The sequence below is a fragment of the Atlantibacter hermannii genome (assembly GCF_009907385.1).
In the GTDB taxonomy this organism is placed as follows: Bacteria; Pseudomonadota; Gammaproteobacteria; order Enterobacterales; family Enterobacteriaceae; genus Atlantibacter; species Atlantibacter hermannii_A.
This window is the reverse complement of sequence record NZ_JAAATR010000003.1, coordinates 110,624-129,696: the sequence shown is the minus strand read 5'-3', so window position 1 is coordinate 129,696 and position 19,073 is coordinate 110,624. Positions and strand designations below refer to the sequence as shown.

The window sequence follows — 19,073 nt, the reverse complement described above, 5'->3', positions numbered from 1 at the left end:
ACAAGCCTATTTTTAAAAATAATTTCTGACCGTCTTTTTTTTATGCATATGACTCATTAATCCAGCAATTACGTGGGCATTTGCTGTTTTTTGCATCGAACCCTCAGGGCCGATGGCATACTACACCGTAAAACCTCTTTATAAAGGGAATGCATTATGCCTTTATCTGCACAGCAGTTAGCGGCCCAAAAGAACCTTTCTTACGTCCTTGCAGAGAAGCTGGCGCAACGCATATTAAAGGGTGAATACGCGCCCGGTACGATTTTGCCCGGCGAGATTGAGTTGGGCGAGCTGTTCGGCGTGAGCAGAACCGCCGTAAGGGAAGCCGTAAAAACCTTAACCGCGAAAGGCATGGTGCTCCCGCGGCCGCGCATTGGCACCCGCGTGATGCCACAGAACAACTGGAACTTCCTCGATAAAGAGTTATTAGGATGGTGGATGACGCAGGAGAACTTTTCCGACGTCATTACCCATTTTCTGGTGATGCGCACCAGCCTTGAACCGCAAGCCTGCGCGCTGGCGGCCCTTCATGGCACGGATGCACAGAAAGCGGCGCTTAAAAACACCATGAATGAAATGGTAGCGCTGAAGACGGCATTCGATCGGCAGCGTTGGGTTGATGTCGACGTTTCTTACCATGAGCAGATCTACGAAATGAGCGGTAATCCCTTTCTGACCTCCTTCGCCGCCCTGTTCCATTCCATCTATTACAATTACTTCTCATCTATTACTCATAACGATGTGATTAAGCTCGACGTTCATCAACGGATTGTCGACGCTATCCTCAGGAGCGATGGCGAAGCCGCCTCTTCCGCCTGTCGTGAACTGTTGCGGGAACCCCATCAACCCTGAACGCGCTAATAAGGTAGTCATGATTAAAAAAGCTCGCAGTATGGCAGGGCTGCCGTGGATTGCGGCAATGGCCTTTTTTATGCAGGCGCTGGACGCCACTATTCTTAACACCGCGTTACCCGCTATCGCCCAGAGCCTGAACCGCTCGCCGCTGGCAATGCAATCCGCCATCATTAGTTACACGCTGACGGTTGCGATGCTGATCCCGGTCAGCGGCTGGCTCGCCGACCGCTTCGGCACTCGCCGGGTGTTTATGATTGCCGTGATGCTGTTTACCCTGGGATCGCTGGCCTGCGCCCTGTCGCAGAACCTGGGCCAGCTGGTGCTATTCAGGGTGATGCAGGGCGTCGGCGGGGCGATGATGATGCCGGTCGCCCGTCTGGCGTTGCTACGCGCCTATCCCCGCAGTGAGTTGCTGCCGGTGCTGAATTTCGTGACCATGCCGGGGCTGGTCGGTCCGGTGCTGGGGCCGGTATTGGGCGGCGTGCTGGTCACCTGGGCCAGCTGGCACTGGATTTTCTTAATCAATATCCCTATCGGCATCGCCGGTCTGCTGTATGCACGAAAATACATGCCCAACTTTACGACGCCGCGTCGCGGGTTTGATATGGGCGGATTTTTGCTTTTCGGTCTGAGCCTGGTACTGTTCTCCAGCGGGATGGAGCTATTTGGCGAGAAGATTGTCGAGACCTGGATTGCCGGCGTGGTGATCGCCAGCGGTCTGGCGCTGCTGGCCGCTTATATCTTTCACGCTCGCCGTCATCCCAATCCAATCATTGCGTTGCCGATGTTTAAGACTCGTACCTTTTCTATCGGCATCGCAGGCAATATTGCGTCGCGGCTCGGCACCGGCTGCGTACCGTTTCTGATGCCACTGATGTTGCAGGTCGGATTCGGCTACCAGGCGCTGATCGCTGGCTGCATGATGGCACCCACGGCCATCGGATCGATTCTGGCGAAATCAATGGTGACGCAAATCCTGCGTAACCTCGGTTACCGGAAAACCCTGGTGGGCGTCACGCTGTTTATTGGTTTGATGATCGGTCAGTTCGCGCTGCAGTCCCCTGCGATGCCGATCTGGGCGCTGATACTGCCGCTGTTTATTCTGGGCATGGCGATGTCGATACAGTTCACTTCGATGAACACCATCACCCTTGCGGACCTTACCGATGAAAACGCCAGTAGCGGCAACAGCATGCTGGCCGTAACACAGCAGCTGTCTATCAGCCTTGGGGTCGCGGTGAGTGCGGCAGTGCTGCGCTTTTATCAGAGCGATCTCACCACCAGCACCGTGGAACAGTTCCACAGCACCTTTATTACGATGGGGGTGATTACGCTGATCTCAGCGCTGGTGTTTATGCTGTTACGCCCGAAAGACGGACGTAACCTGATTAAAGAACGGCATTAAGCTTAAGACGAGCCGCGCGCAATCAGCTCCGGGGTGAGTTGCAGGCGCTGCTGGGCAAGCCCCGGCTGCGCCATGCGATGGATCAGCACATCAATAGCCAGCTCGCCCAGTTCATCTTTCGGTTGATGTACGGTGGTCAACGGCGGGGTCATATAGCGTGCGAGTTCGATATCGTCATACCCCACCAGCGCCATATCTTTCGGAATGCTCAACCCGGCCTGATACAGCGCCTGATATGCGCCCACCGCCATCGCATCATTGCCGGTAAAGACCGCCTCGGGCCGCTGGGGTAACGCCAGCAGGGCGTTCATGGCGCTAAATCCGCTGGAAAACTCAAAGTCGCCGGTTATCTCATAGCCAGCAGGCACAGCGAGCCCGGCGCGCGCCATTGCATTACGATAACCCTCCAGCCGCAGGCGCGACGGGGTTTTATCCAGCGGCCCGGTGATACAGGCGATGCGGCGATAGCCTTTATCAATCAGATGCTGAGTCGCAATTTCACCGCCCAGCAGCGAGTTATCCTGGATCAGATCGCTGTCGCCGTCGAAGGGCGCCCAGTCCATCATCACGGTGGGGATTGAAGGATAACGCGTCATAATTTCGGCGGAAGGCTGGTGCGTTTCGGTACATAACAGCAACAGCCCATCGACGCGCTTTTGCAGCAGCGTTTCCAGATTGCTGTTCATGCGCTGTTCATCGCCTTCGGTATTGCACAGCACCAGGCTGTAGCCGCGCTCAAAGCAGCTGCGCTCCACGCCACGGACGATTTCTGAGAAGAAAGGGTTGCTACTGGCGGTGATCAGCATCCCGATGGTACGGGTCTGGTTGAGCTTCAGACTGCGCGCCAGCGCCGAGGGGGCATAGTTCAGGGTTTTTACCGCGTCATTGACCTTTAAACGAATCGCCTCGCTCACGAAGCGATCGTTATTAATGACGTGAGAAACCGTGGAAGTGGAGACGCCCGCCAGGCGAGCAACATCCTTCATCGTTGCCAAGCGTTACCCCTGCTGTTGTAAGAAGTCGTCGATCTCATGACGCCACGGTACCGAAGGCTGTGCGCCGCGCCGGGTCACGGCGATAGCCGCAGCGGCATGGGCGAAGCGAATCGCGTCCGGCAGCGGTTTATCTTCCAGTAACGCGGTGACTAACGCGCCATTAAACGTATCGCCTGCGGCAATGGTATCCACGGCATCAACTTTAAAGCCTGGTACGCGCTGCCCCTGGCCGTCACGGCTGGCCCATACGCCACGACTGCCTAAGGTGATGATCACCGTGCCGATGCCTTTATCGTGCAAACATTTAGCCGCCTGTGCGGCATCCTCATCAGTGGCAACTTTTACGCCGGTCAGTTTTTCTGCTTCGGTTTCATTGGGGGTGATGATATCGACCAGGCTGAGCAATTCGTCGGACAACGCGCGTGCCGGAGCCGGGTTGAGGATCACGGTAGTGTTATTCTGATGGGCGATTTTCGCGGCCGCGACCACGCTTTCAACCGGCGACTCCAGCTGCATCAACAGCGCGGAGGCCTGAGCGATAAGATCGTGCTGCGCAGTGACGCGTTGCGGTGTCAGCGCGCTGTTGGCGCCTGCGCTGATGCCGATGACATTCTCACCTTCCGCGTTAACGAAAATAAGCGCCACGCCCGTGGATTCACCTTCAATGGTATCCACCGGCGAGATATCAATATTATCGCTGGCTAACTGAGTACAGACCCGACGCCCGGTATCGTCATCGCCCACGCAGGCGATAAACGCGATATCCGCGCCGCTACGCCCGGCGGCAACCGCCTGATTCGCGCCTTTCCCGCCAAAAGCCACCTGGTACTGGCTACCGGTAAGGGTTTCACCCGGCTGCGGGAAAGATTCAAGATTAAGGATATGATCGGCATTGATACTGCCCAGAACAACCAGCTTGCCAGTAGTATTCATCTTCGGGTTCCAGTCAAAATGCGCCACCCGCATGGGTGGCGCGATGCCCTGCTTTTCTTATTACGCTATGTAATTTTTAACTTATTTGGTAACCAGCTTCAGCTCAACCGGGATTTGCTTCTCAACTTTTTCGCCTTTCAGCACTTTATCCGCGGTTTCCACACCGATAACGCCAATCTGATCGGCCATTTGCGCCACGGTTGCGCCTAACTTGCCGCCTTCAACCGCTTTTACGCCGTCGGCGGTGCCGTCAAAACCTACCACCAGCACGTCGGATTTACCGGCGGTTTGCAGCGCGCGCAGTGCGCCCAGCGCCATTTCATCGTTCTGAGCAAACACCGCCTGCACGTCCGGGTGCGCGGTCAGCAGGTTTTGCATCACGTTCAGGCCCTTGGTACGGTCGAAGTCAGCCGGCTGGCTCGCCAGCACGGTAAATTTGTGGGCCGCAGTGGCCTGCTTAAAGCCTTCGCCACGCTCGCGGGCCGCGGAGGCGCCTGCGATGCCCTGTAGCTCGATCACTTTCGCGCCTTCACCCAGTTTTTTAGCGATGAAGTCGCCGGCCATTTTGCCGCCTGCGACGTTATCAGACGCGACGTGGCTGATTACGTCGCCTTTAGAGGCCATACGGTCCAGCGTAATCACCGGAATTTTCGCCTGGTTCGCCATCTTCACGGCGTTACCTACCGCATCGGAATCGGTTGGGTTGATCAGCAGTAATTTCGTTCCGCGAACGGTCAGATCCTGAACGTTAGCAAGCTCTTTAGCCGGGTTGTTCTGGGAATCCAGCACCACCAGGTTATACCCCAGCTTATCGGCTTCTTTCTGCGCGCCATCTTTTAATGACACAAAGAACGGGTTATTCAGCGTGGAGATAACCAGCGCGATTGTATCTTTCGCCATCGCGTTAGCGCTTACGGTGGCGCTTAACGCAACAGCAGAAACCAGGGTAGCCAGTTTTTTCATGTTCATAGTCAGATGTCCTGTAGAGTAATCAGTTACTGCTTTTTGTTGTCTACCAGTACCGCCAGCAAAATGACGACTGCTTTAACGATCATCTGGTAATAGGAAGAAACACCTAATAAATTCAGTCCGTTGTTCAGGAAGCCAAGGATCAGCGCACCGATCAGCGTACCCACAATACGACCTTTACCGCCCGCCAGGCTGGTACCGCCCAGCACCACCGCCGCGATGGCGTCCAGCTCATAGCCAGTACCGGCAGTCGGCTGCGCGGAAGACAAACGCGCCACTTCGATCACACCTGCCAGCGCGGCCAGCATGCCGGACAGCGAATAAACGATGATTTTGACTTTATTGACGCTGATGCCGGACAGGCGCGTCGCCGCTTCGTTACCGCCCAGCGCGTAGATATAACGGCCCAGACGGGTGTGATGCAGCATATACCAGGCGGCAAGGAATACCACCGCCATGATCCACACCGGCGTCGGGATGCCCAGCGGGCGGCCAATGCCGAACCAGCCAAACAGATCGGCATTGTCAGAGAACCCGGTATTAATCGGGCTACCGTCGGTGTACACCATGGTGACGCCGCGCAGCAGCAGCATCATCACCAGCGTGGCGATAAATGCTTGCACGCGCCCTTTTGCGACCACTACGCCGGTCACGCCGCCAATCGCCGCGCCAAGCGCCAGCGCGCCCGCCACCGCCACCAGCGCGTTCACTTCCAGACCCACAATAGAGGCGGCGACCGCGCCGGTTAACGCCAGCAGGGAACCAACGGACAGGTCGATACCCGAGGTGAGGATAACCAGCGTCATGCCCACCGCCATAATGGCGTTGACCGACGTTTGCTGGAGAATGTTGAACAGGTTATTAACGGTAAAGAAGTTCGGGCTCATGGTGGAAACCACCGCAATGAGCACCAGCAGGGCAATCAGCGATTTTTGCTCTAACAGCCACGCTTTGGTGAAATAGCGACGGCCAGTGATAGTCTGGGTACTCATTGTCATACTCCTGCGCGGTTTAGCTTGCCAACAGCCGCCGCCATCAGCACTTCCTGAGTGGCCTGCTCGCGCGTGAATTCACCGCCGAGATGCCCCTCGTGCATCACCATGATGCGATCGCTCATGCCCAACACTTCCGGCATCTCAGACGAGACCAGAATGATGCTTAAGCCATCAGCTTTAAACTGGTTGATTAACTGGTAAATCTCTTTCTTGGCACCCACGTCGACGCCGCGCGTCGGTTCATCGAGGATCAGCACTTTCGGGCGGGTCATCAGGCCGCGGGCAATCGCCACTTTCTGCTGATTACCGCCGGAGAGCAGGCCGATGGCCTGATCCATGGACGGGGTTTTGACGTTAAACAGCCGGATAAAATCGCTGACCGCCTGTTGCTCGTCCTGATGCCTGAGCCCACCGCCGCTGCGGCTGAAATAACGCAGCGCGGTCAGGGACATATTTTCTTTGACCGACATGCCCAGCACTAAACCATCGCGCTTGCGGTCTTCAGAGATATACACGATGCCGTTCGCCAGGCCGTCCTGCGGCGAACGGGTCACCACTTCATGGCCGTCGAGCGTGACGTATCCGCTGGTGCGCGGCAGCGCGCCGTACAGCACTTTCATCAGCTCGGTACGCCCTGCGCCCATCAGACCGGCTACGCCAAGAATTTCCCCTTTGCGTAAGCTAAAGGAGACGTTATTGACGCCGGGACCGCACAGGTTATCGACCTTCAGCCGCACCTCGCCCGGCGCTTTGTCCAGGTGTGGATACTGATCTTCCAGCTTGCGGCCCACCATCATTTCAATCAGCGTATCTTCAGTCAGCGTCGCCACCTCGCGTTCGGCAATAAATTGCCCGTCGCGGAATACCGTAACGTCATCGCAGATCTCAAAGATTTCTTTCATACGGTGGGAGATGTAAACAATGCCGCGTCCCTGGGCTTTCAGCTCGCGGATCACGCGGAACAGCGAGTCAGTTTCGGTATCCGTTAAGGCATCGGTGGGTTCATCCATGATGATGACTTTGGATTCAAAGCTCAGCACTTTGGCGATTTCCACCATCTGCTGATCGCCGATAGACAATTCGCCCACCAGCCGGTGGCTGTTAAAGCGCATATTGAGTCTGGCGAGCAGCTTATCGGCTTCGGCATACATGGTTTTCCAGTCGATTTTGCCCAACCGGTTAACGAATTCACGGCCCAGGAAGATGTTTTCCGCGATGGTCAGTTGCGGGATCAGGTTGAGTTCCTGATGGATAATGCCGATGCCCGCTTCCTGAGACGATTTCGGACCGTTAAACGTGGTCTCTTGTCCCAGCCATTTCAGCGAGCCGGCATCGCGTTGGTAGATGCCGGTCAGCACTTTCATCATGGTGGATTTACCGGCGCCGTTTTCGCCGACCAATGCCATAACGCGGCCTGGATAGACATTCAGCGCCGCGCCGGAAAGGGCTTTCACACCCGGGAATGACTTATCAATCCCCTTGAGTTGCAGTAATGCGTCCATGTCGGCCTCAGAACGTTACGCCGGCACAGAGAATAATATTCGCATACGGGGAACACTCCCCGCTGCGAATGACCGCCTGGCTGGCAGCGGTGTTTACTTTGAACTGTTCGTGCGTGATGTAACGAATATCAATGGTGTTTCCCTGGTGTTGTTGCAGTTGCTCAATATGGCTGAGCAACGTTTCGTGGAGCTGCGGATTGTGTTGTTTAATTTCCAGCGCAAGGATCGCCGCTTCAACCTGCATCTCGGTAGTCACCACATCCAACACCTGCATAAAGGTGGGGACGCCCTGAGTCAGCGCCAGATCGACACGCTCAGTCGTTTTCGGGATGGGCAGCCCGGCATCACACACAACCACCGTATCGGTATGACCGAGACGTGAGATGACCCGAGAGATGTCAGCATTTAAAACGGTGCCTTTTTTCATTTCTTTGCTCCACTAGCGAAACGTTTCGCTGCGTGCAGTGTAGTGAAGAAGGTGAACAGGAAACAATTGGCACGTTATAGAAATGTGATCGTCATCGAAACGTTTCGCTCACGTCTGTTGCAGGACGGCAAAAAGAAGAACGCCCTTCACAGAAGAGGCGTTGAGAAACTAGATTTCAACCTGAGTACCCAGCTCGATCACCCGGTTTGGCGGGATCTCAAACTGGTCGGGCGCGCGCAGCGCGTTACGCTGCAACAGCAGGAACAGCTTGCCGCGCAGGCGCAAATACCAGGGGCGCTTGCCGATAATCAGCGATTCATGGGACATAAAAAACGACGTCTCCATCATCCGGCAGCTCAGCCCTTCCAGCCCACAGCGATGGAAGACTTCTTCCACGTTCGGCGTTTCGCGCCAGCCATAACTGGCCACCACCCGCCAGAAGGTGGGCGACAGCTGCTCAATGGCCACGCGACGCACATTGTGGACGTAAGGCGCATCTTCAGTACGCAGAGTCAGCAGGATCACGCGTTCGTGCAGCACCTTGTTGTGCTTGAGGTTATGCAACATCGCGAACGGAATGACGTTCAACGCCCTGGACATGTACACCGCCGTACCCGGCACGCGCACCGGCGGGGATTTTTCCAGCGAGGCGATCATCGCTTCCAGAGAGTTACCGTGCTCATGCATCCGACGCAGCAGCCGGAAGCGCTCGCTTTTCCAGGTGGTCATGATGATAAACATCACCAGCCCCAGGGTTAACGGCAGCCAGCCGCCGGACAGCAGTTTCGACAGGTTGGCGGAAAACAGCGACACGTCGATACACATAAATCCGATGAACATGACCCCAATCAGGATCTTGTTCCAGTGCCAGTTTTTATTGGCGACAGTGGTGAACAGAATAGAGGTTAAAACCATGGTGCCGGTGACCGCAATACCGTAGGCCGCCGCCAGGTTACTGGAGTGTTCAAAGCTGACAATCACAATCACGACCGCGAAATAGAGCATCCAGTTAATGGCAGGGATGTAGATCTGCCCCGATTCCATTTCCGAGGTATGAATAATGCGCATCGGCGAAAGGTAGCCCAGACGCACGGCCTGGCGCGTTAGCGAGAACACGCCGGAAATCACCGCCTGTGAGGCGATAACCGTCGCCAGGGTGGCGATAATCAACAGCGGGATCAGCGCCCAGTCGGGAGCCAGTAAAAAGAACGGGTTCTTAATCGCTTCTGGCGTTTTCAGCAGCAACGCGCCCTGGCCAAAGTAGTTCAGCACCAGCGAAGGTAGCACCACGCTAAACCATGCAATGCGGATCGGCAATTTGCCGAAGTGGCCCATGTCGGCGTACAGCGCCTCTACGCCGGTAATCGACAGCACCACCGCCCCCAGCGCGAAGAAAGACACGGCCTTATATTCCACGAAGAAATGCATCGCCCATATGGGGTTTAATGCGTGCAGCACTTCCGGGTTGGCGATGATGCTGCGCACGCCCAATACCGCCAGAATCAAAAACCAGGCCAGCATAATCGGCGCGAACAGTTTGCCCACCATCCCGGTACCGTGCTTCTGGATCATAAACAGCAGCGTCAGGACGATAATCGATAGCGGCACGATATAGGGATCAAGGGACGGTGCGGCAATTTCCAGACCTTCAATGGCCGACATCACCGAAATAGCCGGTGTGATCACCACCTCGCCATAAAAGAAGCTGCCGCCAATCAGGCCCAGAATAACCAGCCAGGATGTCGCTTTGGCTGACGTATTGCGCCCCGCCAGCGACATTAGCGTTAAAATCCCGCCTTCACCGGCGTTATCGGCGCGCATCACGAAGGTCAGATATTTAACAGAAACGACTAAAATCAGCAGCCAAAAGATCAGGGAGAGGAAACCAAAAACGGCGTCCCGCTCTACGCCAAAACCAAACTGGCCGGAAAGGCATTCTCTTAACGTATAAAGTGGGCTGGTACCGATATCGCCGTACACCACCCCGATTGCCGCAAGCGTTATTGCCGGCAGCGGTTGCTTATTATCAGCGCTCATAGACTAATCTTTTGGTTGGAAAACAGATGTGTGCTTAGTCCCTTGGCCCACAAAAAGCGCACAGTATGCACGATTAACGGCAAAATCGTACCCCTAAATGGAATCCAGCCTGTCCACGTCAAAAAAATACCCCTAAACTTCGTACTCCTTTTCGACGATAACCCCTTCATCACTTCGGATTAGCGGATTATCGTGGCATTACAAATTTCCTGAGTATGCGACAGAGATTAAAAAGTGGCGATTGACATACCTGGCGCGGGCTGCGGGGCTTGTCTCGTGACCGAAACTGCAGGTATATAATTGCCTCTTAAGCCGTTTCCTCAGGGTAAGGACGCAAACTAATTATGGCTCAACCCCATTTGTTGGCTGAAAGAATTTCAAGGCTCGCATCCGCACTGGAAAAAGGGCTTTTCGAACGCAGCCACGCCATCCGTCTTTGTCTGCTGGCGGCATTAAGCGGCGAGAGCGTTTTTCTGTTAGGCCCACCAGGCATCGCCAAAAGCCTGATCGCCCGCCGCCTGAAATTCGCTTTCGAACACGCCCGTGCTTTTGAATATCTGATGACGCGCTTTTCCACGCCTGAAGAGGTATTCGGCCCGCTGTCCATCCAGGCGCTGAAGGATGAAGGACGCTATGAGCGGCTAACCCAGGGCTATCTTCCTGAAGCGGAAATCGTGTTTCTTGATGAAATCTGGAAAGCCGGGCCCGCTATCCTGAACACGCTGCTTACCGCCATTAACGAACGGCGCTTTCGCAACGGCGCGTTCGAAGAAAAAATCCCCATGCGCCTGCTGGTGGCAGCCTCTAACGAACTGCCGGATGCGGATAATAGCCTGGAAGCATTGTACGACCGCATGTTAATCCGGCTGTGGCTGGATAAAGTCCAGGACAAAGGCAACTTCCGCTCTATGCTGATTAGCCAGCAGGACGAAAATGAAAACCCGGTGCCTGCTACGCTGCAAATCAGCGATGAAGAATTTACCCAGTGGCAAAAAGAGATCGGCAGCGTCGCGCTACCGGATGACGTGTTTGAACTGATTTTCCTGCTGCGCCAGCAACTGGAAAACCAGCCGCACGCGCCTTATGTCTCGGACCGGCGCTGGAAGAAAGCGATTCACCTGTTGCAGGCCTGCGCGTTCTTTAGCGGGCGCAACGCCGTCGCGCCCATCGACCTGATTCTACTCAAAGACAGCCTGTGGCATGACGCCGCCGCCCGCAATCTGATGCAGCAGCAGATGGAAATTTTGATGACCGGGCACGCCTGGCAACAGCAGGCGATGCTGACCAGGCTCGGCGCTATTCAACAGCGCAGAATGCAACTGGAGCAGCAAAAGAGCGACCAGAACGCCCTGACCGTGGTGAAGCAAGGCGGGATGTTCAGCCGCCGCCCGCAATACCATCTGCCGGAAACCTTGCAGGCGACGGAACTGACGCTGCTGTTGCAAAAACCGCTCAAGCTCCATGATATGGAAGTCATTCACGTCACGATCAATCGCGAACAGCTCGATCAGTGGCTGCAAAAAGGCGGGGAGATCCGCGGCAAACTTAACGGTATCGGTTTCGCGCAAATCCTTAATCTTGATGTAGACAGCAGCCAGCATTTGCAGATCCGCGATGTCAGCCTGCAGGCCAGCCGGTTGTCATTGCCCGGCGCGCTGGCGGAAGGCATGCCGGCGGAAATAAAGCAGCAGTTAGACGATCTGGATAACGAATGGCACCAGCAGCACAGCCGCTTTAGCGATCAGCAAAAATGCCTGTTTATCCAGCCCGACTGGCTGGGACGTATTGAGGCCAGCTTACAGGATGTCGGCGCGCAGATTAAGCAGGCACGTCAATGATTACCCTGGATACGTTAAACACGATCCTGGCCATCAGCGAAGGGGAATTAATAGAAGAACTGATTATCGCGCTGCTGGCCTCGCCGCAGCTGGCGGTGTTCTTCGAAAAGTACCCGAAATTAAAGAAAGCGCTTCATGAGGATATTCCGCGCTGGCGACAGCAGTTAAAAAATCGCCTTCACGATGTGCCGGTGCCCGTGGAGCTGGCGCAGGAGGTGCAGTGCTATCAGCAGAGCCAACTGCTTTCTACGTCTCAACTGCTGGTCCAGCTGCCGCAAATATTATCCCGTCTGCAGCAGCTTAACTCGCCGTTTGCCGCCCAGGCGGCACAGCTCATCCAGGCCAGCCCGACGTTTACCCCGGCGCTGCATACCTTATTCTTACAGCGCTGGCGGTTGAGCCTGGTGGTGCAGGCCACGACCCTGAATCAACAGTTGCTGGAAGACGAACGCGAACAGCTGTTAAGCGAAGTGCAGGAGCGCATGACTCTCAGCGGCCAACTGGAAAAAGTGCTGGTGGAAAACGATCACGCGGCGGGCCGGTTGTGGGACATGAGTGCCGGGCAGTTGAAGCGCGGCGACTATCAGCTGATTGTGAAATACGGAGATTTTCTTGCCAGCCAGCCGGAGCTGGAAAAGCTCGCGGCGCAACTGGGGCGTTCAAGGGAGGCCAAATCTGTCCCAAAGAAGGATTCCCCGATGGAGACCTTCCGCACCCTGGTGCGCGAACCGGCGACGGTGCCGGAGCAGGTGGAAGGTCTTCACCGCAGCGACGATATCCTGCGCCTGCTGCCCCCCGAGCTTGCCACGCTGGGTATTACCGAGCTGGAATATGAGTTTTATCGGCGGCTGGTGGAGCATGAGCTGCTGACCTATCGGCTTCAGGGCGAAGCCTGGCGGGAGCGTGTCATTGAGCGCCCGGTCACCCATCAGGACCTGGACGAACAGCCGCGTGGCCCGTTTATCGTCTGCGTGGATACCTCCGGCTCTATGGGCGGCTTTAATGAACAGTGCGCCAAAGCGTTTTGCCTGGCGCTGATGCGCATCGCCCTGGCCGACAGCCGACGCTGCTTTATTATGCTGTTTTCCACCGAGGTGGTGAGTTACGAGCTCTCCCGACAGGACGGCATCGAACAGGCCATTCGGTTTTTAAGCCAGCAGTTTCGCGGCGGCACCGATATCGCCAGCTGTTTCAGGTCGATCGTAGAAAGGATGCAGAGCAGCGTATGGCAGGATGCGGATGCGGTGGTGATCTCGGATTTTATCGCCCAGCGCCTGCCCGATGAAGTGGTCAGCCAGGTGAAAACATTGCAGCGGGTGCATCAGCACCGGTTTCATGCCGTGGCGATGTCCGCTCACGGCAAACCCGGCATCATGCGGATATTCGATCATATCTGGCGCTTTGATACCGGGATGCGTAGCCGCCTGCTGCGACGCTGGCGGCGTTAAGCATTACAGCAGTTCGCTGACCTCAGCCTGAACATGGGCAGGCCATACGCCGCACTGCACCTGGCCGATGTGCGGCAGTTGCAGCATCAGCATGGTCAGGCGCGACTGGCCGATACCGCCGCCGATGGTCTGCGGCATTTCGCCGTTGAGCAGCGACTGGTGCCATTCCAGCGCCAGACGATCTTCATCGCCGGTGATCGCCAGCTGGCGTTTCAGCGTATCGGCGTCCACGCGGATGCCCATGGAAGAAAGTTCAAACGCGTCTTCCAGCACCGGGTTCCATACCAGGATATCGCCGTTCAGACCGGCAAAACCGCCTTCGCTGGACGTTGACCAGTCATCATAATCCGGCGCGCGGATATCGTGACGTTTACCGTCCGCCAGTTTGCCGCCGATGCCAATCAGGAATACCGCACCCAGTTCTTTGGCAATGGCGCGTTCACGGCCTTTGGCATCCAGATCCGGGAAGCGCTGTTGCAGGGTTTCGCTGTGAACGAAGTGGATCTGCTCCGGCAGGAACGGCGTTAAGCCAAACTGCTCGCTTACTGCGGTTTCTGTGGCTTTCATGGCGGACCAGATGGCTTCTACGGTCTGTTTCAGCGTGCCGAGATGACGTTCGCCATCGCCCATTACGCGCTCCCAGTCCCACTGATCCACATACACCGAGTGGATAGGCGACAGGCGATCTTCGTCCGGACGCAGCGCTTTCATATGGGTATACAGTCCTTCACCGGCGCTGAAGTCGTGCTGACCGAGAGTTTTACGTTTCCACTTCGCCAGAGAGTGCACCACTTCAAACTGCGCGTCCGGCAGGTTTTTCACCCGTACCTGAACGGCTTTCTCGCAGCCGGATAAGTTATCCTGAGTCCCGTCGCCGATGCGGCTCAGGATCGGTGCCTGAACTTCAATCAGGCCCAATTTTTCTTCAAGCTGGCGAGAGAAATGGGACTTCACGAAACTAATCTGACGCTGTTTTGCGATGTAAGCCGTTTTCATTATGTTTACTCCTGTCTGTCTGATAGCAAACATTTAGCAATAAAAAGGTTACTCAATTCAATAATCCTCAATAAAAAAGGCCTCACAGTTTTTAATTCGCTAATTTAAACGCCATAATGAAGGCAAATCGTCATTATCCATAAGGAAAACATATGGAAAATTATCAGATCGACAATCTGGATCGCGGCATCCTTGAGGCTTTAATGGCCAATGCGCGTACCGCTTATGCCGAACTGGCGAAACAATTCGGCGTAAGTCCGGGGACTATTCACGTGCGGGTAGAGAAAATGAAGCAGGCGGGGATTATCACCGGCGCGCGCATTGATATCAGCCCGAAGCAGTTGGGTTATGACGTGTGCTGCTTTATCGGCATCATCCTGAAAAGCGCCAAGGATTACCCTTCCGCGCTGGCGAGACTGGAAAGCCTGGACGAGGTGACCGAGGCGTATTACACCACCGGTCACTACAGCATCTTTATTAAAGTGATGTGCCGATCCATCGATGCGTTGCAACAGGTACTTATCAACAAGATCCAAACAATTGATGAAATTCAGTCCACTGAGACGCTGATTTCTTTGCAAAACCCGATCATGCGGACGATCAAGCCGTAAAAAAATGCTTATTTATCAAGAACACTACTCATACAACGCACCGATCGCCGGACTTTTCTCTAAAAGTCTGCGATCGGGACTCTTCCTGCTATACCCATATTATCCACAGGTAGATCCCAACCCTTTCACAGCGTACAATACGCGACGTTTTAAAAAAGGCGGACGATCATGGCAGAGATTACCCTTATTAGCGGCAGCACCCTGGGCAGCGCGGAATACGTTGCCGAACATCTGGCGGAAAAGCTGGAAGATGCGGGGTTCACCACCGATACCCAACATGGCCCGATGCTTGAAGATCTGCGGGCTGACGGGGTCTGGCTGATTGTCACCTCGACGCATGGCGCGGGCGATGTGCCGGATAATCTCGAACCTTTTTATACGGCAATAAAGGAACAGCGACCTGACCTCAGTAATGTGCGTTATGGTGCAGTGGGCATCGGCAGCCGTGAGTATGACACCTTTTGCGGAGCGATCGATAAAATCGACACGCTGCTGACTGAATGCGGGGCCAAACGTATTGGCGATCTGCTGAAGATCAACGTTCACGATCATGAAATTCCGGAGGATCCGGCGGAGATTTGGCTGGGATCCTGGAAAAATTTACTCTGATTGATGAAAAGATCGTCGGTTGATTTGTGGATAAGTCTGCTAATAAGCTTGGATCAACCGGTAGTTATCCAAAGTATAACCCTGAGGGCTTTCTGGCCCTGTGTATAAATACCCATTCTGCACCCAGCTAATACCGCGTGGGATCACCGATCGTTAACAGCTAATGATCCCACTTAATGCATTGATCTTGTTTGGCGATCGTCAGTTATCCACAGATACCGGCGATCCTAATAAGAGATCACAGTAAAACAGATCTCTAAATAAAAAGATCTTCTTTTAAATACCAACGATCCTGACGCTTTCTCGAAAGGCTAAACTTGAGTAGAATCCACGCCCCGGGATCGAAAACCCATTTGCCACACCACGAGGTTTATCCACCATGTTTTATCCGGATCCTTTCGACGTCATTATCATTGGCGGGGGTCATGCAGGTACTGAGGCCGCGATGGCCGCAGCCCGTATGGGTCAACAGACCCTACTTTTGACACACAATATCGACACGCTGGGGCAGATGAGCTGCAACCCGGCGATCGGCGGTATTGGTAAAGGACATTTGGTTAAGGAAGTGGATGCCCTCGGTGGCCTGATGGCGACGGCGATCGACAAAGCCGGTATTCAGTTTAGGATACTAAACGCCAGTAAAGGGCCAGCCGTTCGCGCGACCCGCGCCCAGGCAGATCGCGTGCTGTACCGCCAGGCGGTGCGTACCGCGCTGGAAAACCAGCCGAACCTGATGATCTTCCAGCAAGCGGTGGAAGATCTGATTGTGGAAAACGATCGCGTCGTTGGCGCAGTGACCCAGATGGGTCTCAAATTTCGCGCCAAAGCGGTGGTGTTAACCGTCGGGACTTTCCTGGACGGGAAAATCCACATTGGGCTGGATAACTACAGCGGTGGCCGTGCAGGCGATCCGCCGTCAATTTCCCTGTCACGCCGTCTGCGTGAACTGCCGCTGCGCGTGAACCGCCTGAAAACCGGCACGCCGCCGCGCATTGACGCCCGCACCATCGATTTCAGCGTGCTGGCGCAGCAGCATGGCGATACGCCGCTGCCGGTCTTCTCGTTTATGGGCGACGTCAGCCAGCATCCGCAGCAGGTGCCGTGCTATATCACCTATACCAACGAAAAAACCCATGACGTGATCCGCGCGAACCTCGATCGCAGCCCGATGTATGCCGGGGTGATCGAAGGCATTGGCCCGCGCTACTGCCCGTCAATCGAAGATAAAGTGATGCGCTTTGCCGATCGCAACCAGCACCAGATCTTCCTTGAGCCGGAAGGCCTCACGTCGAATGAAATTTACCCGAACGGGATTTCCACCAGCCTGCCGTTTGATGTGCAGATGCAAATTGTGCGCTCAATGCAGGGGATGGAGAACGCCAAAATCGTCCGTCCGGGTTACGCCATTGAGTATGATTTCTTTGACCCGCGCGATTTGAAACCGACGCTGGAAAGCAAATATATCCAGGGCCTGTTCTTTGCCGGTCAAATCAACGGCACCACCGGCTACGAAGAAGCCGCGGCGCAGGGACTGCTGGCTGGCCTGAACGCCGGGCGCTTTTCTGCCGAGAAAGAAGGCTGGGCGCCGCGCCGCGATCAGGCTTACCTCGGGGTGCTGGTGGACGATCTGTGCACGCTGGGCACCAAAGAGCCGTACCGCATGTTTACCTCCCGCGCCGAATATCGCCTGATGTTGCGCGAAGACAACGCGGATCTGCGCCTGACCGAAGCGGGCCGAGAGCTGGGGCTGGTGGATGATGCCCGCTGGGCACGCTTTAACCAGAAGCGCGAAAACATCGAACTGGAACGCCAGCGTCTGCGCGGCATCTGGATGGCGCCGTCGTCGGAAGGCGTACAGGACGTTAACGCCCAGCTGGCCACGCCCTTATCCCGGGAAGCCAGCGGTGAAGATCTGCTGCGCCGTCCGGAAATGACTTACGCGCAGTTGGTCAATCTGGCCCCGTTCGCGCCGGGCCTTGATGATGCTCAGGCCGCCGAGCAGGTAGAAATCCAGGTCAAATACGAAGGGTATATTGCTCGCCAGCAGGACGAGATCGAGAAACAACAGCGCAATGAAAACACGCTGCTCCCCGCGACCCTGGATTACCGCCAGGTTTCCGGGCTGTCGAACGAAGTGATCGCCAAACTTAACGATCATAAACCGTCGTCCATTGGACAGGCGTCGCGTATTTCAGGCATCACGCCTGCCGCCATCTCCATTTTGCTGGTATGGCTCAAAAAACAGGGTTTACTGCGCCGCAGCGCGTAGCCGGACGTTAAATTCGGGCCAGCCTAATGCTGGCCCTTTTCATGGATATCGTTGTGCTGAATAAACTAACGCGTCTGCTGGACGCCGCCGCCATCACGCTGACCGACCATCAACAACAGCAACTGCTGGCTTATGTCGGGATGCTGGATAAGTGGAACAAAGCCTATAACCTCACTTCCGTGCGCGATCCGGCGCAGATGCTGGTGCGCCATATTCTCGACAGCATTGTGGTTGCCCCGCACCTGGAAGGCGATCGGTTCATCGATGTGGGCACCGGCCCTGGACTGCCAGGCATCCCGCTGTCTATCGTCTGCCCGGAAAAGCATTTCACCCTGCTGGACAGCCTGGGAAAACGCGTACGCTTTTTGCGTCAGGTGCAGCATGAACTGAAGCTGGAGAATATCGCGCCGGTGCAGAGCCGCGTTGAAGCGTTTCCTGCGGAACCGCCGTTTGACGGCGTAATCAGCCGCGCTTTTGCCTCGCTGACCGACATGGTGAACTGGTGCCAACATTTGCCTGCGCCGCAGGGGCGCTTTTATGCGCTAAAAGGCGTGCGTCCTGATGAGGAGATCGCGGCGCTGCCGGCAGGGTTTGAGGTCGAAAAGGTCGTGGCGCTGAACGTGCCGGGGCTTGAAGGCGAACGCCATTTGGTTATGATTAAGCCAAACAAATTTTAAGAATTGTAAAAAATAGTAGAAAAAGTGCGATTGAGAAATTGTTAAACGCCGCCTGTCATTCTTGCGCTGAATGACAGGAAATTTAACCCTTTTTTTACCAGGGCATTGAACAGGGCGGGGGAGAGACGGTTAAGTCCGTTTTAAAATAATCAACACCGAAAATATCAGTCTGCTAAAAATCCGTTTGATGGCGCATTCGGGGTTGTTAAAATTTCAGTTGATATGTCAATAAAAGGTTTTGATGGTGTATGGACTGATTTTAAAAAACTCCCTGTTAATACTATTAATTTTCAATAAGATGCATTTTCTGGTTTCAACTCTGGTACAGAATATTTGTTGGTTTAATTGTTTATTGTGTGATCTCCTGCACGCTTTAGAACACGGTCTTTGCGGATATTCCGCTTTTTTAGCGAACATAGCGCGTTTAATGAAAAGTTTAAAAATGCGCGTGCCGAAATTTATTTAAACATTTATTCACCTTTTCGCTACTTATTGTTTGAAATCACG

General features: G+C 55.0%; 15 protein-coding genes and 1 pseudogene. 8 read left to right on the top strand and 8 right to left on the bottom strand.

Annotated elements, in window-relative coordinates; genetic code table 11:
- Positions 1 to 156: 156 nt before the first annotated feature.
- Complete coding sequence (locus GV764_RS01760) at positions 157 to 852, top strand: FadR/GntR family transcriptional regulator (protein ID WP_161658812.1); 696 nt, start codon at positions 157 to 159, stop codon at positions 850 to 852.
- Between the two features lie 19 nt (positions 853 to 871).
- Positions 872 to 2,297 (top strand): annotated as a pseudogene (gene mdtD, locus GV764_RS01755) (multidrug transporter subunit MdtD).
- Here the strand turns inward: mdtD and rbsR are convergent.
- The 7 genes from rbsR to kup form a co-directional block, all read right to left on the bottom strand.
- Positions 2,263 to 3,255, bottom strand: a complete 993-nt coding sequence (gene rbsR / locus GV764_RS01750; RefSeq protein WP_161658810.1) for a ribose operon transcriptional repressor RbsR — start codon at positions 3,253 to 3,255, stop codon at positions 2,263 to 2,265. The pseudogene mdtD and the gene rbsR sit on opposite strands and share 35 nt — an antisense overlap.
- A gap of 3 nt (positions 3,256 to 3,258) precedes the next feature.
- Complete coding sequence (rbsK, locus tag GV764_RS01745; RefSeq protein WP_161658809.1) at positions 3,259 to 4,188, bottom strand: ribokinase; 930 nt, start codon at positions 4,186 to 4,188, stop codon at positions 3,259 to 3,261.
- A gap of 81 nt (positions 4,189 to 4,269) precedes the next feature.
- Complete coding sequence (gene rbsB / locus GV764_RS01740; protein ID WP_161658808.1) at positions 4,270 to 5,157, bottom strand: ribose ABC transporter substrate-binding protein RbsB; 888 nt, start codon at positions 5,155 to 5,157, stop codon at positions 4,270 to 4,272.
- 26 nt (positions 5,158 to 5,183) lie between these two features.
- Positions 5,184 to 6,149: a ribose ABC transporter permease gene (rbsC, locus tag GV764_RS01735; protein WP_161658807.1), complete on the bottom strand. Its 966-nt coding sequence runs from the start codon at positions 6,147 to 6,149 to the stop codon at positions 5,184 to 5,186.
- A 2-nt stretch (positions 6,150 to 6,151) separates the two neighbouring features.
- Entirely contained in the window at positions 6,152 to 7,654 is a 1,503-nt protein-coding gene (gene rbsA, locus GV764_RS01730) for a ribose ABC transporter ATP-binding protein RbsA (protein ID WP_161658806.1), read from the bottom strand.
- Between the two features lie 7 nt (positions 7,655 to 7,661).
- On the bottom strand, positions 7,662 to 8,081 hold the full coding sequence (rbsD, locus tag GV764_RS01725) for a D-ribose pyranase (protein ID WP_161658805.1): 420 nt from the start codon (positions 8,079 to 8,081) through the stop codon (positions 7,662 to 7,664).
- A gap of 168 nt (positions 8,082 to 8,249) precedes the next feature.
- Positions 8,250 to 10,118 (bottom strand): low affinity potassium transporter Kup, encoded by a 1,869-nt coding sequence (gene kup / locus GV764_RS01720; protein ID WP_161658804.1) that lies wholly within the window; start codon positions 10,116 to 10,118, stop codon positions 8,250 to 8,252.
- 344 nt (positions 10,119 to 10,462) lie between these two features.
- Between kup and ravA the strand changes: the two genes are divergently transcribed.
- Positions 10,463 to 11,956: an ATPase RavA gene (gene ravA / locus GV764_RS01715; RefSeq protein ID WP_161658803.1), complete on the top strand. Its 1,494-nt coding sequence runs from the start codon at positions 10,463 to 10,465 to the stop codon at positions 11,954 to 11,956.
- Positions 11,953 to 13,404, top strand: a complete 1,452-nt coding sequence (viaA, locus tag GV764_RS01710) for an ATPase RavA stimulator ViaA (RefSeq protein ID WP_161658802.1) — start codon at positions 11,953 to 11,955, stop codon at positions 13,402 to 13,404. The genes ravA and viaA overlap by 4 nt, the downstream gene beginning before the upstream one ends.
- Positions 13,405 to 13,407: 3 nt before the next feature.
- Here the strand turns inward: viaA and asnA are convergent, their stop codons facing one another.
- The gene (gene asnA / locus GV764_RS01705) at positions 13,408 to 14,400 is read right to left on the bottom strand and encodes an aspartate--ammonia ligase (protein WP_125292921.1); all 993 of its coding nucleotides are present in this window, start codon (positions 14,398 to 14,400) and stop codon (positions 13,408 to 13,410) included.
- A gap of 152 nt (positions 14,401 to 14,552) precedes the next feature.
- Between asnA and asnC the strand changes: the two genes are divergently transcribed.
- From asnC to rsmG, 4 genes are all read left to right on the top strand, one after another.
- On the top strand, positions 14,553 to 15,011 hold the full coding sequence (gene asnC / locus GV764_RS01700) for a transcriptional regulator AsnC (protein WP_125292920.1): 459 nt from the start codon (positions 14,553 to 14,555) through the stop codon (positions 15,009 to 15,011).
- Between the two features lie 168 nt (positions 15,012 to 15,179).
- On the top strand, positions 15,180 to 15,620 hold the full coding sequence (gene mioC / locus GV764_RS01695; protein WP_161658801.1) for an FMN-binding protein MioC: 441 nt from the start codon (positions 15,180 to 15,182) through the stop codon (positions 15,618 to 15,620).
- A 379-nt stretch (positions 15,621 to 15,999) separates the two neighbouring features.
- Positions 16,000 to 17,889 (top strand): tRNA uridine-5-carboxymethylaminomethyl(34) synthesis enzyme MnmG, encoded by a 1,890-nt coding sequence (mnmG, locus tag GV764_RS01690; RefSeq protein WP_161658800.1) that lies wholly within the window; start codon positions 16,000 to 16,002, stop codon positions 17,887 to 17,889.
- A gap of 53 nt (positions 17,890 to 17,942) precedes the next feature.
- A complete protein-coding gene (gene rsmG / locus GV764_RS01685) occupies positions 17,943 to 18,566 on the top strand; it encodes a 16S rRNA (guanine(527)-N(7))-methyltransferase RsmG (protein WP_161658799.1) in 624 nt (207 codons plus the stop codon).
- Positions 18,567 to 19,073: the final 507 nt, after the last annotated feature.

Bases quoted from the DNA above. Each gene is read 5' to 3' on its own strand.
- GV764_RS01760 (WP_161658812.1), top strand. From the start codon at position 157: ATGCCTTTATCTGCACAGCAGTTAGCGGCCCAAAAGAACCTTTCTTAC.
- rbsK (WP_161658809.1), bottom strand. From the start codon at position 4,188: ATGAATACTACTGGCAAGCTGGTTGTTCTGGGCAGTATCAATGCCGAT.
- rbsB (WP_161658808.1), bottom strand. From the start codon at position 5,157: ATGAACATGAAAAAACTGGCTACCCTGGTTTCTGCTGTTGCGTTAAGC.
- rbsC (WP_161658807.1), bottom strand. From the start codon at position 6,149: ATGAGTACCCAGACTATCACTGGCCGTCGCTATTTCACCAAAGCGTGG.
- rbsA (WP_161658806.1), bottom strand. From the start codon at position 7,654: ATGGACGCATTACTGCAACTCAAGGGGATTGATAAGTCATTCCCGGGT.
- rbsD (WP_161658805.1), bottom strand. From the start codon at position 8,081: ATGAAAAAAGGCACCGTTTTAAATGCTGACATCTCTCGGGTCATCTCA.
- kup (WP_161658804.1), bottom strand. From the start codon at position 10,118: ATGAGCGCTGATAATAAGCAACCGCTGCCGGCAATAACGCTTGCGGCA.
- ravA (WP_161658803.1), top strand. From the start codon at position 10,463: ATGGCTCAACCCCATTTGTTGGCTGAAAGAATTTCAAGGCTCGCATCC.
- viaA (WP_161658802.1), top strand. From the start codon at position 11,953: ATGATTACCCTGGATACGTTAAACACGATCCTGGCCATCAGCGAAGGG.
- asnA (WP_125292921.1), bottom strand. From the start codon at position 14,400: ATGAAAACGGCTTACATCGCAAAACAGCGTCAGATTAGTTTCGTGAAG.
- asnC (WP_125292920.1), top strand. From the start codon at position 14,553: ATGGAAAATTATCAGATCGACAATCTGGATCGCGGCATCCTTGAGGCT.
- mioC (WP_161658801.1), top strand. From the start codon at position 15,180: ATGGCAGAGATTACCCTTATTAGCGGCAGCACCCTGGGCAGCGCGGAA.
- mnmG (WP_161658800.1), top strand. From the start codon at position 16,000: ATGTTTTATCCGGATCCTTTCGACGTCATTATCATTGGCGGGGGTCAT.